Origin of the sequence: Stenotrophomonas sp. NPDC077461, from assembly GCF_049545475.1 — a bacterium.
GTDB classification, from domain to species: Bacteria; Pseudomonadota; Gammaproteobacteria; order Xanthomonadales; family Xanthomonadaceae; genus Stenotrophomonas; species Stenotrophomonas nematodicola.
The window spans coordinates 1-16,724 of sequence record NZ_JBMWDO010000010.1; the positions used below are offsets into that span (position 1 = coordinate 1).

The 16,724-nt window shown below is 66.0% G+C and carries 14 protein-coding genes; 12 read left to right on the forward strand and 2 right to left on the reverse strand.

What is annotated here, in order from left to right; all coding sequences use genetic code 11:
- The 7 genes from ACPEH8_RS15965 to ACPEH8_RS15995 form a co-directional block, all read left to right on the forward strand.
- A partial coding sequence (locus ACPEH8_RS15965; RefSeq protein WP_423667428.1) for a thioesterase domain-containing protein occupies positions 1-1,104 on the forward strand: 1,104 nt, incomplete at its 5' end.
- A gap of 76 nt (positions 1,105-1,180) precedes the next feature.
- A complete protein-coding gene (locus tag ACPEH8_RS15970) occupies positions 1,181-2,530 on the forward strand; it encodes an MFS transporter (RefSeq protein ID WP_136007135.1) in 1,350 nt (449 codons plus the stop codon).
- A gap of 60 nt (positions 2,531-2,590) precedes the next feature.
- Positions 2,591-2,803, forward strand: a complete 213-nt coding sequence (locus tag ACPEH8_RS15975) for an MbtH family protein (RefSeq protein WP_017355340.1) — start codon at positions 2,591-2,593, stop codon at positions 2,801-2,803.
- Positions 2,804-2,830: 27 nt separating this feature from the next.
- Positions 2,831-4,087, forward strand: a complete 1,257-nt coding sequence (locus ACPEH8_RS15980) for an efflux RND transporter periplasmic adaptor subunit (protein WP_017355341.1) — start codon at positions 2,831-2,833, stop codon at positions 4,085-4,087.
- A gap of 10 nt (positions 4,088-4,097) precedes the next feature.
- Positions 4,098-4,823: an ABC transporter ATP-binding protein gene (locus ACPEH8_RS15985; protein ID WP_017355342.1), complete on the forward strand. Its 726-nt coding sequence runs from the start codon at positions 4,098-4,100 to the stop codon at positions 4,821-4,823.
- A 1-nt stretch (position 4,824) separates the two neighbouring features.
- Complete coding sequence (locus tag ACPEH8_RS15990) at positions 4,825-7,263, forward strand: ABC transporter permease (RefSeq protein WP_017355343.1); 2,439 nt, start codon at positions 4,825-4,827, stop codon at positions 7,261-7,263.
- A gap of 155 nt (positions 7,264-7,418) precedes the next feature.
- A complete protein-coding gene (locus ACPEH8_RS15995) occupies positions 7,419-8,738 on the forward strand; it encodes a S41 family peptidase (RefSeq protein WP_192813859.1) in 1,320 nt (439 codons plus the stop codon).
- Positions 8,739-8,774: 36 nt separating this feature from the next.
- Here ACPEH8_RS15995 and ACPEH8_RS16000 read toward each other — a convergent pair whose 3' ends face one another.
- Positions 8,775-9,428, reverse strand: coding sequence for a 4'-phosphopantetheinyl transferase family protein (locus ACPEH8_RS16000; protein WP_313160727.1), 654 nt, complete (start codon positions 9,426-9,428; stop codon positions 8,775-8,777).
- A gap of 246 nt (positions 9,429-9,674) precedes the next feature.
- Here ACPEH8_RS16000 and rpsF point away from each other — a divergent pair, with 246 nt between their 5' ends.
- The 5 genes from rpsF to zipA all read left to right on the forward strand — a co-directional run bounded on the left by rpsF (position 9,675) and on the right by zipA (position 15,493).
- Positions 9,675-10,112, forward strand: a complete 438-nt coding sequence (gene rpsF / locus ACPEH8_RS16005; protein WP_017355346.1) for a 30S ribosomal protein S6 — start codon at positions 9,675-9,677, stop codon at positions 10,110-10,112.
- Between the two features lie 11 nt (positions 10,113-10,123).
- Positions 10,124-10,354: a 30S ribosomal protein S18 gene (gene rpsR, locus ACPEH8_RS16010; protein WP_002804494.1), complete on the forward strand. Its 231-nt coding sequence runs from the start codon at positions 10,124-10,126 to the stop codon at positions 10,352-10,354.
- 151 nt (positions 10,355-10,505) lie between these two features.
- Positions 10,506-10,955, forward strand: a complete 450-nt coding sequence (rplI, locus tag ACPEH8_RS16015; protein ID WP_017355347.1) for a 50S ribosomal protein L9 — start codon at positions 10,506-10,508, stop codon at positions 10,953-10,955.
- 252 nt (positions 10,956-11,207) lie between these two features.
- On the forward strand, positions 11,208-14,711 hold the full coding sequence (gene smc / locus ACPEH8_RS16020) for a chromosome segregation protein SMC (protein WP_136007142.1): 3,504 nt from the start codon (positions 11,208-11,210) through the stop codon (positions 14,709-14,711).
- Between the two features lie 47 nt (positions 14,712-14,758).
- Positions 14,759-15,493, forward strand: coding sequence for a cell division protein ZipA (gene zipA / locus ACPEH8_RS16025; RefSeq protein ID WP_136007144.1), 735 nt, complete (start codon positions 14,759-14,761; stop codon positions 15,491-15,493).
- Positions 15,494-15,535: 42 nt separating this feature from the next.
- Here zipA and ACPEH8_RS16030 read toward each other — a convergent pair whose 3' ends face one another.
- Positions 15,536-16,663, reverse strand: a complete 1,128-nt coding sequence (locus ACPEH8_RS16030; RefSeq protein ID WP_423667430.1) for a pyridoxal phosphate-dependent aminotransferase — start codon at positions 16,661-16,663, stop codon at positions 15,536-15,538.
- Between the last annotated feature and the right edge of the window lie 61 nt (positions 16,664-16,724).

Sequence of the window (16,724 nt, forward strand, 5' to 3'; positions counted from 1 at the left end):
CCGGCCCGGCTGTGCGTGCTCGACGCCCTGCCGCTGACCCCCAACGGCAAGGTGGACCGCAAGGCGCTGCCGCTGCTGGAGGCGGTGGCCGAGGAAGTGGTCGCTGCCGACGGTCCGCTGGAGCAGCAGTTGCAGGCGATCTGGGGACAGCTGCTGGAGCAGCCGCAGATCGGGGTGACCGCCAACTTCTTCCACAGCGGCGGCCACTCGCTGCTGGCGGTGCAGCTGATGTCGCGCGTGCGCGAGGCGTTTGGGGTGAGCCTGCCGTTGTCGCTGGTGTATCGCGCGCCCACGATCCGCGGCTTCGCCAGCGCGATGCAGACCCCTGCGTCGTCCACGATGGTGGTGCCCCTCAATCGCACCCAGGCGCTTCCGGCGGTGTTCGCGATCCACGCCGCGGCCGGCGACATCGGGCGCTACCGCACATTGGCCGACGCGCTGGACGGCAGGTTGAGCGTGCACGCGATCCAGCGCCCGGAGAATATCGGCGACGCGCCCGTCGAGCTGATTCCGATCGATGTACTGGCGCAGAAATACGTGCGGCAGATGCGCATGATCCAGCCGCACGGACCCTACCGTCTGATGGGCTGGTCGCTAGGCGGACTCATCGCCATCGAAATGATCCGGGAGCTGGAAAAACAAGGGGAAAGAGCGTCCCTTCTGGTGACCATCGACACGGTCTGGGCCGGGCAGAAAACACGTGATTTTGTGAGCAACTGGATCAATGGACAGCCCTGGAAATGGGTGCTAGAGTCGATCACTGATGACAAGGGGGTAATGGACGTACTCGATGAAGCCATCGGCTTCAGTCACGACGGCATTCTGGACGCCATGAAGGGGAGATTCAGGGCACTGGCCGCAGCCAATCTGCTGGCGGTCCTGGATCAGCGTACGGACGGAAGCATCCAACCGGATTTCCATCTACGCATCATCGCGGAAAGAACGGCGGAGACCATGGACATGGATCTCCAGACGACGATGGCTGGGCGTTTGGTCGATCCCGTGGGATCGCGTGTCATGCAGGTCCGCGCCGATCATTTCTCGGTCATCGACCATCCCGCCGTTGCAGAGGCCTGTGCGGATGCGGCGTCTGCAACCGCATGACGCTGGGGGCCCGTCGAGCGCTTCAGATCAGTTCCCGTATTGACCGCAGTAGCGCTTCAGGAGGAGGCACTATCGAATGTCGGCAGGATTGAGAAGATTTCTGGTCGTATGGTCGGGGCAGACCATCTCCGTCGTTGGTACCCAGTTGAGCAGTTTCGCGCTGGGTGTATGGATATTCCAGCGCACTGGATCGGCGCTGCTGTTCGGCCTCTCGATCGCATTGCAGATCGTTCCCGGCGTGCTGCTGTCGCCACTGGCAGGCGTGATCGTCGACCGGTTCAACCGGCGCACCGTGATGCTGGTGTCCGATCTGTGCGACATGGTGGTTGCGCTGGTGCTGTTCACCCTGCTGCTCAACGATCAGCTGCAGGTGTGGCACATCTACATCGCGGTGCTGCTGTCGTGCGCGCTGACCACCTTCCAGCAGCTTGCGTATGCGGCCTGTGTCGTCCAGTTCGTGCCGCGCGAGAAGCTGGGCATGGCCAACGGCCTGGTGCAGCTGAGCATTCACGGATCGGCGGTGATGGTCCCGCTGGGCGCGGCGCTGCTGATGCAGTGGATCGGCCTGAAGAACATCATGCTGATCGACTTCGCCTCGTTCGGCATCGCGCTGGTCACGCTGCTGCTGGTGCGCTTCCCGTCGATACCGGCCAGCACCGGCGTTGGCGCGCGGCCGGGTCTGGCGGGCATCCGTAACCAGATCGTCGATGCGTGGGGCTACCTGCGCGCACAGCCCGGACTGCTGTCACTGCTGTACTTCTTCGCGATCAGCAGCTTCTCAATCGGCTTTGTCCAGGTTCTGTTCCGGCCTCTGGTGCTGACCCTGTCCGATGCCACCACGCTGGGACTATTGATGACCGCCGGCGGGATCGGTGGATTGACCGGCGCCATCGTGATGGCGACATGGGGCGGCCCGCAGCGGCACATCGACGGCGTCACCCGGTTCATGTTCCTGGCGGGCTGCGCGATCATCCTCTGCGGCGCGACAGGCTCGGTATGGCTGATCGGCGCGGCTGCAGTCCTGTTCTCCTTCTGCGTGCCGATCATCACCTCCTGCTCGCAGGTGATCTGGCAGCGCAGCATTCCCGAGGACATGCAGGGGCGGGTGTTCGCCTTCCGCCAGGTGATTTCGACGCTCTTCATGCCGTTGGGCATGGTGCTGTCGCCGTTCCTCGCCGAGTACGTGTTCGAGCCGTTGATGCGCACCGACAGCGGACTGTCGCGCACGCTCGCCCCGCTGCTTGGTGCCGGCCCGTCGCGTGGCATGGCGTTGCTGTTCATCGTGATGGGCCTGGTGGTCGTCGTGGTCGCCCAGGTCGCCATGCGCAATCGTGGCGTGCAGCAGCTCAGCCACCTGACCAAGTCGAACATCCGCCAGCCATCCGCCCCGGCCCAGCCGCAGGTGGTGGCGAACGAAGGCGGTTGACCCCCCCCGGCACGGATAGGCCGGAAGTGACAGTGACGTTGTGATCTAGGAGAGCAAGCAATGAACACAGAGTATGAAGACAGCCTGACCTACGTCGTGGTCGTGAACCACGAAGAGCAGTACTCCATCTGGCCCGAGCACAAGGATATTCCGCTGGGCTGGACCGACGCCGGCAAGCACGGCACCAAGGCCGAGTGCCTGGAGCACATCAAGGAAGTCTGGACGGATATGCGTCCGCTCTCGCTTCGCAAGGCAATGGAAGCCGTTTCCTGACGTCGTACTTCGGACAAGTGTGTTGACATGGACCGTAAGATCGAGGCGCCAAATCGTAAGAAGACCCGGATCGCCATCGCGGCGGCGGGCGTGGCGGCTGTCGCCATCGCCTATGGCGTGCTGTCGGCCGCCAGCACCAGTTCGGCCAACGTCGACCGGGGCAAGCTGACCATCAGCCAGGTGAAGACCGGTGCGTTCGCCGAGTACCTCCCACTGCGTGGCCAGGTGATGCCGGTGGACACCATCTACCTCGATACCGAGGAAGGCGGGCGGGTGGATGCCGTGCACATCAAGGAGGGCAACCCGGTCAAGGCCGGGGATCTGATCCTGACCCTGACCAACAACCAGCTGCAGCTGGATGCGATCACGCGCGAAGCGCAGATCAGCGAACAGCTCAACAACCTGCGCAATACCCAGTTGGCATTCGAGCAGAATCGCCTGCTGCTCAAGCAGCAGCTCGTACAGTCGGATTATCGGCTGGCGGAGATGAAGCCGATGCTGGAACGACGGCGCGAGCTGTCGCTGCAGAAGCTGATCTCCGAAGAGGACTACCGCCGGATGGCGGAGGAGTTCCAGTACCAGACGCTGTCGCGCGAAATCATTGTGGAATCGCAGAAGCAGGAAACGCGCATGCGCCAGGCGCAGATGAGCCAGCTTGAGGACAACCTCAAGCATCTCCAGGCCAATCTGGCGGTGGCGCGCAAGAACCTGGAGAACCTTGCCGTCCGCGCCCCGGTCACCGGCCACCTGACCATGCTGACCGCCGAGGTGGGCGAGTCGAAGGCGAAGGGGCAGCGGCTGGGGCAGGTCGATGTGCTGACGGCCATCAAGGTCACCGCGCTGGTCGATGAGTTCTATATCGGCCGCCTGCAGGCCGGTCAGCTGGCCAGCTGCCAGATCGGTGGAAAGCCGTTCGATCTGATCATCGACAAGGTGTACTCCGAGGTGGTCGATGGGCAGGTCAAGATCGACTTCCGCTTCAAGGCAACGCCACCGGCGGATGTGACCCGCGGGCAGACGTTCCAGGTCAACCTGCAGCTGAGCGAGCCGAGCCAGCGCCTGATGCTGGCGCGTGGGGGGTTCTTCCAGGACACCGGCGGCAGTTGGGCATTCGTGCTGGATCCGTCGGGAAAGACCGCGCAGCGTCGCGAGATCAAGCTGGGCCGCAAGAATGTGAATCACTTTGAAGTGCTTGAGGGGCTCAAGGAGAAGGAATCGGTGGTGGTGTCCAGCTACGGGCACCTGGTCAACGTAACCAAGCTCGAATTCAATACGGACAATTGAGGGGGTCAGGATGTTGCAGCTTCACCAGGTAACCAAGAAGTACATCGCCAGCGAAGTCGAAACCACTGCGCTGAACAGCATCGACCTGAACATCGCCCCGGGCGATTTCGTTGCGGTCATGGGGCCGTCCGGTTGCGGCAAGTCGACCCTGCTCAACGCGGTTGGCATGCTCGACCGACCCACATCGGGCAGGTTCGAGTTCATGGGCGAGGACATCATGTCGATGACCGAAGCGCGCCTGGCGAATCTGCGCAAGACCAATCTCGGGTTCATCTTCCAGAGCTTCAACCTGATCGATGAACTGTCGGTGTGGGACAACGTCGAGCTGCCGCTGGTCTACCAGGGGGTGGCCGCCGCAGAGCGTCGCCAGCGTGTCGAGGAAGCCCTGACGCGCATGGCGATCCTGCCGCGCAAGGACCACATGCCGCAGCAGCTGTCCGGCGGCCAGCAGCAGCGCGTGGCCATTGCCCGAGCCGTGGTGACCCGCCCCAAGCTGCTGCTGGCCGACGAACCGACCGGCAACCTGGACTCCAAGAACGGCGAAGAGGTGATGAACCTGCTGCGTTCGCTCAACGCCGACGGCGCCACCATCCTGATGGTGACCCACTCGCGCGAGCACGCCACCTATGCCAACCGCATGATCGAGATGGTCGACGGCACTATGGTCAGCGACCATCGCATCGAAGCTGCCCCGGCAGCGCCGGTCGTCCGCCAGACCGAAGCGAGCGAGGCATGAGATGTTCAAGAACTATCTGCTGATCGCCTGGCGCAACATCACGCACAACAAGCTGTACACCGGCATCATCCTCGCCGGACTGGTGGTGGGGCTGACCTGCGCCATGCTGGTGGCGACGTTCGTCCGCCATGAGCTGAGCTACGACCGGAGCATTCCGCACTACGAGCGCACCTACCGCGTCGGCTTCCAGGTGCTGGAGAACGGGGTCCATGTGACCACCGCCAAGCTGGCCCCTGCCGCCGCGCCCTACGTGAAGGACAACGTCGCCGGTATCGAGGCGGTGGTCCGCATGTACTCCCTGCAGGGCAATCAGTTCCGGGTGATCCGCGACGAGGCGGTCTTCAACCAGGACGATGTGTACTTCGCCGATCCCAATGTGTTCTCGATGTTCCCGGCCGAGTTCATCGAAGGGAGCGCCACCACGGCACTCGATCAGCCCGGCAAGGTGGTACTGACCCGTGAAGCGGCCGAGAAGTACTTCGGTACGGCCGACGCCGTGGGCAAGCGCCTGACCCTGGAAGGCACCAACAAGGTGGACGTGGTCGTGTCGGCCGTCGTCGAGAATCTGCCGGCCACCACCCACCTCAACTATCGCCTGCTGGTCTCCATCGATACGCTGAAGACGCTGTACACGGCCAAGATCCTGGACACGCTGGCCGATGCACGGGCCTACACGTACATCCGGGTCGAGGAAGGGCGCAGCCGTGAACAGGTGATGTCCGATCTGCAGGTGCTGTTCAAGCGCTTCCAGGACGTGCATGAGGTGCTCACCCCGCTGCTGGTCCGCGTGGATGACATCCATCTGCGTGCGCCGCCGTCGGACAACGAGATGAAGATCAACGGGGACATCAACACGGTCTACGTGTATGTCGCCATTGCGCTGGTCATGCTGTTGGTGGCGGCGGTCAACTTCATGAACCTGGCCACCGCCCGTTCCAGCCGCCGTGCCAAGGAAGTGGGCATCCGCAAGGTGCTCGGCGCCACGCGGGGCCAGCTGGTGGCGCAGTTCATGATCGAGGCGATGGCCTTGACCCTGGTCGCCTTCGTGATCTCGGCGCTGCTGGCGATGGTGTTGATTCCGTCCTTTGGCGGTGTGCTGGGGCGCGATCTGCACTTCACCCTGTTCAGCGATCCGCTGCTGCTGGGCGGGCTGCTGCTGGTGGCCGTGATCGTGGCGCTGTTGTCGGGCAGCTACCCCGCGTTGTACCTGTCCGCCTTCGAGCCGGCCAAGGTGCTCAAGGGCGATGTCACCCGCGGCCGCGCCGGCGCGCTGTTCCGCAAGTCGCTGGTGACCTTCCAGTTCTGCGTGTCGGCGGTGCTGGTGGTGGCTACCGTGGTGGTGCTCGCGCAGATGCGCTTTGCCGAAGCCGAACGCCTTGGCTACAACAAGGAGCAGGTGGTCACGCTGACCCTGCCGGCGCGGGTTGCGGGCCAGTACGACGCGTTCCGGCAGCAGTTGCTGTCCGACCCGTCGGTGCGGTCGGTGGCCGGTTCCAGCCGCATCCCGACCGAGCACCTCGGCGACATGATGGCGCTGCAGATCGACGGGGCCGAGTACGCGATGTACTACTACCTGTCCGTCGAGGAGGACTTCTTCTCCACGTATGAGGTGGCCTTCGCGGCAGGGCGGCCGTTCGCCCGCGAGCGGTCCGGCGAGCGCATCATCGTCCCCACCGAGGAAAACCCGGTGACCCAGGCCAAGCTGGTGGTGAACGAGTCCTTCGTCAAGGCGCAGGGCTGGTCACCGGAGGATGCGATCGGCAAGACCGTGGACATCCAGCTCAGCGAGGACCCGCAGCGGCCGTTGATCAAGACCACCGTGATCGGCGTCGCCAACGAGATGCACTTCACCTCGATGCGCCAGAAGAGCCGCCCGGCGGTGTTCGTGGTCTCGCCGGACACCTTCCGCAAGGTGTCCATCAAGGTGGATGCAGCCAACATCGATGGCGCGCTCAAGCACATCAATACGGTGTGGGACCGCTTCGCTGCCGGTGAGCCGATGGAGGCGCAGTTCCTCGATGTGCGCTTCGACGCCATGTACCACCTTGAGAAGCGCCAGGCCAAGGTATTCACCTGGCTGGCGGGCCTGACCATCGTGATCGCGGTGTTCGGTCTGTACGGGCTGGTGTCCTATTCCACCGAGCGGCGGACCAAGGAAATCGGTATCCGCAAGGTGCTGGGCGCCAGCAATGTCAGCATCGTGATGCTGTTCATCAAGGAGTACAGCTGGCTGGTGCTGCTGGCCAACGTGATCGGCTGGCCGATCGCCTACATGGTCATGCGGGACTGGCTCAACGGCTTCGAATACCGCATCGACATGAATGTGGTGTTCTTCGCCATCGCGGCGCTGGTGACCTTCACGGTGGCCTGGCTGACCGTGTTCACGCAGGCGTATGCGGCGGCCAAGGCACGGCCGGTCAACTCGCTGCGCTACGAGTGATGCAGAGGGGCGGGGCGACAGGGTCGCCCCGCCACCGGCCCGGGTTGCCGGGGCGGCAACGAACGTGGGGTGTTGAAATGCTGAAACGTTTTGCGAGATGCGCCAGTGTCGCGATGATGCTGTCTGCCACGGCCTGTCATGGAGACCATCAGAAGGTGTACGCCGATCTGGACGACCCCGCGTTGATGGATGCGACCTTCACCGCACCGCAGCTGCAGCAGGATGTCGATTACCTTTTCAAGCGCGTGGCCGAACTGCATCCCGACCTGGACGCACGGCTGCCATCGGCCGAGCGCGAGACGCTGCGCCTTGCGTTGCGTGGCCAGGTGCGCGAGGGCATGGACCGTCGCGCGTTCCAGCGGCTGGTCGGCACAGCGACAGAGGCCTTCCGTGACGGCCACGCCGGAGTGTTCTATCCCTACCCGGAATTCAACCGTTTCAGCGCGGGCGGTGGCACCGTATTTCCGATGACGGTGACCAGCCGCGATGGGGCGCTGTACGTCAAACACGATTTCTCGCCAACCACGCCGCTGGCGGCGGGCACCCGCCTGCTGGCCATCAACGGGGTTCCGGCGCAGGAGATGCTCGCGACGATGGCGCGCTATACGCGCGGTGAAAGCCAGCTGCTGCGCGAGCAGATCGCCGCGCGCGAGTTCTCGACGCTGCTCTGGCACTACTACGACGTCGATGGTCCGGCAACCGTGCGTTACCAGTCGGCCACCGGTGAGGTCGAGACCCAGGTCCCCGCACTGTCGGCCACCGCGTTCGAGGCGGGCGTGGAGAAACAGGAGGATGCCGGGGGCAGCAACGTGGCCTATCGGACCCTCGAGCAGGACGTGGGCTACCTCGAAGTGTCCTATTTCGGCGGCGACCAGGGCGACTTCCGCAGCAGCATCGATGACGCCATTGCCACCGCGCGCAAGGACGGCGTCAAAGATCTGCTGGTGGACATCCGCAACAATCCGGGCGGCTCCACCGACAACGTCGAGACGCTGCTGTCGCGGTTGTCGGCGCAGGAGTGCCGCCTGGTGTCCGGGATCACCGAAAAGATCAACGACACCAGTGCCGGTGGCTGGTTCGCCAAGGGCAAGGCCGGCGAGCTGGTCAACGTGGATTACGATTCGACGGTGACGCCGGCCAAGGAGACGAAGCGGTTCCCCGGCAAGGTCTACCTCCTGATCGGGCCGTACACCTACTCGGCCGGCATCGTCATGGCGACGGCAGTGCAGGACTGCGCGGTCGGTACGCTGGTCGGTGAGCCGACGGCCGGTTTTGCCAACCAGACCGGCCAGATCTACTTCTTCGATCTGCCCAACACCCGCATCCGGGCCTTCGCGCCGACCCGGCTGCTGTTCCGCCCCAGTGGCGACCGCCGCGTGGGCGGCGTGCAGCCCGAGCATCTGCTGACGGCGTCCGGTGCCGGGCAGGAGGCGATGGTGGAGCAGGCGCGGGCGCTGGCGGTGTCCAGGCGCTGACGCGGCCGGCGCGGAGCTGGGGCGACGTGCCGCCGCTCAGGGTAGCCGCGCCAGCAGCACTGCGGCGGCGACATGGTTGCCGTCGCAGGCGACGCGGCCTTCCAGCGGCTGCGATGTGTAGGCAGGGTGGGTGGCCGGGACGACCTGGGCGCTGAAGCGGTCCCCTTGCCAGCGCAGCTCCACCTGCTGGAAATCCAGGAACTCCCGGGTGGTCGGGTACAGCGCCTTGTACAGCGCTTCCTTGGCGCAGAAGGTCAGGGTGGCGCCGAGCGCGTGCCAGGCGGTCGGCAGCTTGCCCAGTGCCGCGTATTCGGCCTCACGCAGCACAAGACGGTGGATGTCCGCAGGTAGCGGGCGGGCCGGTTCGACATCGATGCCCAACCCGACGGTATCGGCGCTGCGGGCCAGCGCGACCGCGCAGAGGGTGTCGCAATGGGTGATGGCACCCACGATGCCGTCCGGCCAGACCGGTACCCGGTCCGCGTCGTTGACCAGCGGTGCGGCGGCTTCGGCACGGTCGGCAAGCAGGTGCCGGAACAGCTGGCGACCCGCCGCGTACTCGCGCTGGCGCTTCTCCACGGCATGGGCCACCTGGGCCCGCTCCGGCGGCAGGAGTTGGCCGGGATCGGCCAACGCGGGCGGCATACTGGCCAGCAGAACGCCATCGGGCAGCAGGGGCCGAAGCAGCATCCGGTCACGGTACACATCAGGCCGGTCGGGCCGGCGGAAGCCCAACTCTAGACGATCCTGGCCATTCAGGCGCATGAACGGGCGACCGGACACTACGCCCGGCAACCGGGTAGAACTTGCCCGGGAACGGGCATCCGGGCATAATCGGCGGCTTCCTGCGATCTGCGTAGGAACCCTTGCCCCACCGCATTCATCCGCGGGGGGCTGTCCGGCCCCTCGGGGGCCACATCCGAAAGGTAGAAAAACATGAGTCGTCATTACGAAATCGTGTTCCTGGTCCATCCGGACCAGAGCGAACAGGTCCCGGCCATGATCGAGCGCTACAAGTCGCTGGTCGAGAACGGCAACGGCACCATCCACCGTCTGGAAGACTGGGGCCGTCGTCAGCTGGCCTACCCGATCCAGAACCTGGTGAAGGCCCACTACGTCATGCTCAACATCGAAGCCGACCAGGCCGTGCTGAGCGAGCTGGTGGAAAGCTTCCGCTTCAACGACGCCGTGCTGCGCAACCTCGTCATCAAGCGTGACGAAGCTGACACCGAGCAGTCGCTGATCATGAAGAGCAAGGACGAGAAGGGCGACAAGCCCGAGCGTGGCGAGCGTCGTCGTCGTGACGACGAAGAAGGTGAAACCACCCCCGCCGCTGACAACGAAGCCGGCGAAGACGCCGCTTCGGCCGCTTAAGGAGCACTGACATGTCCAAGTTCTTCCGTCGCCGCAAGTTCTGCAAGTTCACGGCCGAAGGTGTCAAGGAGATCGACTACAAGGATCTCAACACCCTGCGCCAGTACCTGACCGAGAACGGCAAGATCGTGCCGAGCCGCGTCACCGGTACCAAGTCGAAGTACCAGCGCCAGCTGGCAACGGCCGTCAAGCGCGCCCGTTTCCTGGCCCTGATCCCGTACACCGACAACCACGACGTCTGATGAAGGCGGGCGGCCCCCGGGTCGCCGCTTTCGTGGACCTTCCGCCCGCGCCGCAAGGCCGCGGGCGGTTTCCGGTCCACCGTTCGGATATTCGGACAGCCATCGCTGCGGGGCCACGCCTCGCTAACGAATACATATTTGGAGCTACACCATGAAGCTGATTCTTCTCCAGAAGGTCACCAACCTCGGCGGTCTGGGCGATCTGGTCGACGTGAAGCCGGGCTACGGCCGCAACTTCCTCGTCCCGACCGGCAAGGCCGTTCCGGCGACCCCGGCCAACGTGGCCGAGTTCGAAGCCAAGCGCGCTGATTACGAAGCCAAGGCCCAGTCGATCCACGCCGACGCCGAAGCCCGCAAGGCCAAGCTGGAAGGCGCAAGCGTCACCATCGCCGCCAACGCATCGACCGAAGGCAAGCTGTACGGCTCGGTCGGCCCGCGCGACATCGCCGAAGCCTTCACCAAGAACGGCCTGGCGCTGGAAAAGAGCGAAGTCATCCTGGGCGAAGGCGCCTTCCGCAACGTGGGCGAGTACGAGGTGACCATTCACCTGCACGCCGACGTCGAAACCACCGTCAAGGTGGTGGTGGAAGCCGAAGCCTGATCCCTGCCGCAAGGCTGGAGTCGCTGAAACGGGTGCCCGCAAGGGCGCCCGTTTTTGTTTTTGGGGTCTGCACGTCACGGGGGAGAAGGGGCCCTCCCGCCCGTGGAACAGCCGCCCCGTTATACTCAGGCTATCGCGTCGCCCTCGGGACCATTGAATCCCTGCAACATCAATGGCTTGAGGGTGGATTCTGCTCCAACATCCACCACGGCACGGGTCGCATCCGCCCCTTGCCCGGAAACCAACCACGCCATGCGTCTGTCCACGATCAAGCTCTCCGGCTTCAAGTCCTTCGTCGATCCGACCACGCTGCACCTGCCGACCAATATGACCGGCGTGGTGGGCCCCAATGGCTGTGGCAAATCCAACATCATCGACGCCGTGCGCTGGGTCATGGGCGAAAGCTCGGCCAGCCGCCTGCGTGGCGATTCGCTGACGGACGTGATCTTCTCCGGGTCCTCGGCGCGCAAGCCCGTCTCGCAGGCCACCGTCGAGCTGATCTTCGACAACACCGACCACACCATCTCCGGTGAGTACGCGTCGTTCAACGAGATCTCGGTCAAGCGCACCGTCAGCCGCGATGGCAGCAGCAACTACTACCTCAACGGCACCAAGTGCCGCCGTCGCGACATCACCGACCTGTTCCTCGGCACCGGCCTGGGCCCGCGCAGCTACTCGATCATCGAGCAGGGCATGATCAGCCAGATCATCGAAGCCCGGCCCGAAGATCTGCGCGTGTACCTGGAAGAAGCCGCCGGCATCTCCAAGTACAAGGAGCGCCGCAAGGAAACCGAAACCCGCATCCGCCACACCCGCGAGAATCTTGACCGCCTCAACGATCTGCGCGAGGAAATCGGCAAGCAGCTCGAGCACCTCAAACGCCAGGCCCGCCAGGCCGAGCAGTACCAGGCGCTGCAGGAAGAGCGCAAGGTCAAGGATGCCGAGTGGAAGGCGCTGGAGTACCGTGGCCTGGAGAGTCGCCTCGGCAGCCTGCGCGATGCACTGTCCAAAGAAGAAACGCGGCTGCAGCAGTTCATTGCCGAGCAGCGCGATGCGGAGGCCCGCATCGAAACCAGCCGCGTGCGCCGGGAAGAGGCGGCTGACGCCCTCAGCACCGCGCAGGCCGAGGTCTACCAGGTGGGCAGCACACTGGCCCGCCTCGAGCAGCAGATCCAGCACCAGCGCGAACTGTCGCAGCGGCTGAACAAGGCGCGCGATGAAGCGCAGCAGGCGCTGGCCGAACTGGGCCAGCACATCAGCGGCGACGAAGCCAAGCTGCTCGTGCTGCGCGAGGCCGTGGACGAGGCCGAGCCGCGCCTGGAGCACCTGCGCGAAGAGAACGAGATCAAGCAGGAAGCCCTGCGCGAGGCCGAGGCCCGTCTGGCCGACTGGCAGCAGCGCTGGGAAGCGCATACCCGCAACACCTCCGAAGCGTCGCGCGCCGGCGAAGTGGAACGCACGCGGGTGGACTACCTCGACCGTCAGGTCCTTGAGGCCGACCGCCGCCGCGAAGCCCTGACCAGCGAACGCGGCAGCCTCGACCTGGACGCGCTGACCGCGGCCTTCGAGGACCTGCAGCTCCGGCACGAGACCCAGAAGGCGGCGCTCGACGGCCTCACTGAGCAGGTTGAAGCGCGCAAGCAGGTCGTTGACGGCCTGCAGGACCGCCAGCGCAGCGGGCAGACCGAACTGGCCGAGATCCGGAAGCAGGCGCAGGCCGCGCGCGGTCGCCTGTCATCGCTGGAAACCCTGCAGCAGGCCGCGCTTGGCCAGGAGCAGGGTGCGGCCGTCGCGTGGCTTACCGCGCAGCGGCTGGATTCGGCGGCCCGCGTGGGCGAACGCCTCACCGTGGAGAGCGGTTGGGAAAACGCGGTGGAGAGCGCGCTTGGCCAGCTGATCGAGGGCGTCCTGGTCGAGAACCCCGAAGCGCTCGTCGACGCGCTGGGCGAACTCGGCGATGGCCGTCTTGCCCTGGTGTCGGCCTCGCAGGAGGCGTTGCAGGTCGCGCCGACCTCGCTGGCTGCCAAGGTCCAGGGGCCCACCGCGATCCGTCGCCTGCTCGCCCGCCTGCACGCGGCCGAGGATCTGTCGGCGGCACGTGCCCTGCAGGCCACGCTGGGCGAGGGCGATTCGGTGATCACCCGCAGTGGCGAGCGCCTCGGCGACGGCTGGGTGCGGGTCTCGCGCTCCGGCGCCGCCAAGCAGGGCGCGCTGCTGCGCGAACGCGAGATTGTGACCCTGCGCGAGCAGATCGACACCCTGCAGGCGCGCGAAGCCGAGCTGGAGCAGCGCCTGGCGGGGTTCCGCGACCAGCTGCTGGCCGGCGAGCAGCACCGCGAAGAGGCGCAGCGCCAGTTGTATCAGGCGCATCGCAGCGTGTCCGAGCTGGGCGGCCAGCTGCAGAGCCAGCAGGGCAAGGTGGAGGCGGCACGTACCCGTATCGACCGCATCGAAGGCGAACTGTCGCAGTTGCTTGAGACCCTGGATGCCAGCCGCGAACAGGTGCGCGAAGCGCGTGCCCGGCTCGACGACGCGGTCACCAGCATGGGCGATCTGGAATCGGTACGCGCGGCGCTGGAGGGCGAGCGCCGCCAGCTCACCGACGCCCGCGACCTTGCCCGCGAAGCCGCGCGCAACGTCCGTGAGAGCGCGCATTCGCTGGCGCTGACGCTGGAATCCCAGCGCGCCCAGATCACCTCGCTGAGCCAGGCGCTGGAGCGCATGAGCAGCCAGCGAGGCCAGCTGGACACACGCCTGGGTGAACTGCATTCGCAGCTCGACGAGGGTGACTCCCCGGTGCAGGCGCTGGAGGCCGAGCACCAGAATGCGCTGGGCGAGCGCGTGCGTGCCGATCGCGTGCTGGGCGAGGCGCGTACGATGCTGGAAGGCATCGATGCGGAGCTGCGCAATTTCGAGCAGACCCGTCATCAGCGCGATGAGCAGGCGCTGGCGCAGCGCGAACGCATCTCCCAGCGCAAGCTCGACCAGCAGGCGCTGGTGCTGAGCGCCGAGCAGTTGTCGGCTTCGGTCGAGAAGGCCGGCTTCGTGCTGCAGGACGTGATCAACAGCCTGCCCGAGGAGGCGCGCACCAGCGACTGGGAGCAGGCCGTGCACCAGATCGATGGCCGCATGCGCCGTTTGGAGCCGGTCAATCTTGCCGCGATCCAGGAGTACGGCGAGGCATCGCAGCGCTCGGAGTACCTGGACGCACAGAACACCGATCTGACCACCGCACTGGAAACCCTGGAAGAGGCGATCCGCAAGATCGACCGCGAAACCCGCGGCCGCTTCAAGGACACCTTCGACCGGGTCAATGCCGGTGTGCAGCAGCTGTACCCGCGCCTGTTCGGTGGCGGGCATGCCTACCTCGAACTGACCGGTGAAGACCTTCTCGACACGGGCGTGACGATCATGGCCCGCCCGCCGGGCAAGCGCGTGTCCAGCATCTCGCTGCTGTCCGGCGGCGAGAAGGCGATGACGGCGGTGGCGCTGGTATTTGCGATCTTCCAGCTCAACCCGGCGCCGTTCTGCCTGCTGGACGAGGTCGACGCGCCGCTGGATGAAGCCAACGTCGGTCGCCTGGCCAACATGGTCAAGGAGATGAGCGAAAAAGTGCAGTTCCTGTTCGTCAGCCACAACAAGGCCACGATGGAGGCGGCGCACCAGTTGTCCGGTGTCACCATGCGCGAGCCGGGCGTCAGCCGACTGGTCAGCGTGGACCTGGAGGAAGCGGCCCGATTGGCGGGCGCGGCCTGACGTGCCATCCTTGCGTACCTGAATGATTTAGCCGGAGACCCCCTCGAATGTCCGACATGGCAATGCTCCGCATCGGCATCCTGGCCGCCGGCCTGCTGTTGATCGCCGCGATCTTCCTGTTTGGCCGTCCGAAGAAGAAAGTCCAGGGCCGCCGCATCGAAGGCACCGACACGGCCGCCGGCGCGCGGCGTGAGCCGGTGCTGGGCGAAGGTGACCCTGCAGGCGCTGACGCCGGTGTGCCCGCCGATGACGGCGTGACCCAGCCGGAACTGGGCCTGCCCGAGGTCGATGCCCCGGCCGCCAGCGACGTGGGCAAGCGTGCCACCCAGGACTTCGACAAGATCGTGTCGCTGTTCGTGGCCGCGCGTGCCGGTGAGCAGCTGCGTGGCGAGGACATCGTGGTTGCAGCGGAGAAGACCGGTCTGGTCTTCGGCCACATGAACGTGTTCCACCGCCTGGTCGAAGGCCACCCCGAGCGCGGCCCGATCTTCTCGATGGCCAGCATCATGAAGCCGGGCAGCTTCGACATGGCCAATATCCGCGAGATGGAAACCCCTGCCATCGCCTTCTTCCTGACCCTGCCGGCGCCGCTGACTGCGCTGGATGCATGGGAAAAGATGCTGCCCACGGTGCAGCGCATGGGCGAGCTGCTGGACGGCGTGGTGCTCGACGACAGCCGCGCCACGCTCGGCCGCCAGCGCGTTGCCCACATCCGTGACGAACTGCGCGCCTACGACCGCCAGCACCAGGCCCCGCCGCTGACCAAGCCGCCGCGCTGGTAACCGCGGGCGTAGCGCGGTGGAGCAGCCGGGCGGAGCCCGGCGCTACCGGGGCGGGTCGATTGCGGCGGCGAAGGCGCTCTGGAACCTCTCCATCTCCGCTGCCGTGCCCACGGTGACCCGCACCCGCTGCGGCCAGATCGCCCAGCTGCGTCCGATCACAACGCCGCGTTCGGCCATCGCCGCAGCGAACGCGGCACCCTCGCGCTGCACATCCACCACGAAGCAGTTCGCTTCGGACGGCACGCAGGAAAAGCCGCGTTTGCCCAGCCACGCGATCGTGGCCTGGCGCACCTGGGCGTTCTCCGCCCGGCGTCGCACGATCAGGTCCGGGTCGCGCAGGCTGGCCAGGCCGGCCGCCAGCGCGGTCACCGGCAACGGGTTGTCACCGAGGCTGGCCAGCTCGCGCAGGCGGTCCGGATGCGCGGCTGCCACGCCCAGGCGCAACCCGGCCATGCCATACAGCTTGGAGAACGTGCGCAGCACGATCAGGTCGTCGCGCTGCATCACCTGGCCGATCACCGAGCGCTGCTCGCTGTACTGCAGATAGGCCTCATCGACCAGTACGCGGGTACGCGCCGGTTTGTGCGCCAGCAACCAGGCGATGTCGGCCGCCGGTGTGATCGAGCCGGTCGGGTTGTTGGGATTGCACAGATACAGCAACCCGGCGTCGATGCGCGCGGCGGCCGCGACCATCGCCCGCACGTCGTGCGCGCCGTCCGCGCGCAGCGGCACCCGCACCACCGGCGCGCCGCGTGCGGCAGCCAGATCGCCGAGCGCCTCGAAGGTCGGATCGGCGACCACCAGCCCGGCACCGGCCCCCGTCCACAGCACGGCCGCCCGGTTCAGCGGCTCGCTGGAGCCCGGGAACAGCCGCACCTGTTCCTTGCCCAGACCTTCCTGTGCGGCGAACAGGTCGCGCAGTTCGCCGGCCATCGCGAACAGATACCGCCCGCTCCGGCCTGCGACGTCACGGGCTGCGGCCAGCGCAGCCGGGGCAGGACCATAGGGGCACTCGTTGAAGTTGAGCAGGACCGGGCCGCCGGCAGGGGCTGCCGGCCCGGAGCGGGGCAGGGCGGCCTGCGCGGGCGTCAGCCCCAGCGTCGACAGTGCCAGGCCGGTGCCGGCCAGGTGCAGGAAGGAACGGCGGGAGGGCGCGCTGGGATGTGTCACGGGGCACCGTGTGCAGAGGGCAAGCCGGCACGCTAGCGCTGCTGGCGTGAGGCGGCAAGCG

What these genes read in the sequence shown, in the direction of transcription:
- ACPEH8_RS15990 (WP_017355343.1), top strand. Translation starts at nt 4,825, where the DNA reads ATGTTCAAGAACTATCTGCTGATCGCCTGGCGCAACATCACGCACAAC.
- rpsR (WP_002804494.1), top strand. Translation starts at nt 10,124, where the DNA reads ATGTCCAAGTTCTTCCGTCGCCGCAAGTTCTGCAAGTTCACGGCCGAA.
- ACPEH8_RS15980 (WP_017355341.1), top strand. Translation starts at nt 2,831, where the DNA reads ATGGACCGTAAGATCGAGGCGCCAAATCGTAAGAAGACCCGGATCGCC.
- zipA (WP_136007144.1), top strand. Translation starts at nt 14,759, where the DNA reads ATGTCCGACATGGCAATGCTCCGCATCGGCATCCTGGCCGCCGGCCTG.
- rplI (WP_017355347.1), top strand. Translation starts at nt 10,506, where the DNA reads ATGAAGCTGATTCTTCTCCAGAAGGTCACCAACCTCGGCGGTCTGGGC.
- ACPEH8_RS16000 (WP_313160727.1), bottom strand. Translation starts at nt 9,428, where the DNA reads ATGCTGCTTCGGCCCCTGCTGCCCGATGGCGTTCTGCTGGCCAGTATG.
- ACPEH8_RS15985 (WP_017355342.1), top strand. Translation starts at nt 4,098, where the DNA reads ATGTTGCAGCTTCACCAGGTAACCAAGAAGTACATCGCCAGCGAAGTC.
- rpsF (WP_017355346.1), top strand. Translation starts at nt 9,675, where the DNA reads ATGAGTCGTCATTACGAAATCGTGTTCCTGGTCCATCCGGACCAGAGC.
- ACPEH8_RS15970 (WP_136007135.1), top strand. Translation starts at nt 1,181, where the DNA reads ATGTCGGCAGGATTGAGAAGATTTCTGGTCGTATGGTCGGGGCAGACC.
- ACPEH8_RS15975 (WP_017355340.1), top strand. Translation starts at nt 2,591, where the DNA reads ATGAACACAGAGTATGAAGACAGCCTGACCTACGTCGTGGTCGTGAAC.
- smc (WP_136007142.1), top strand. Translation starts at nt 11,208, where the DNA reads ATGCGTCTGTCCACGATCAAGCTCTCCGGCTTCAAGTCCTTCGTCGAT.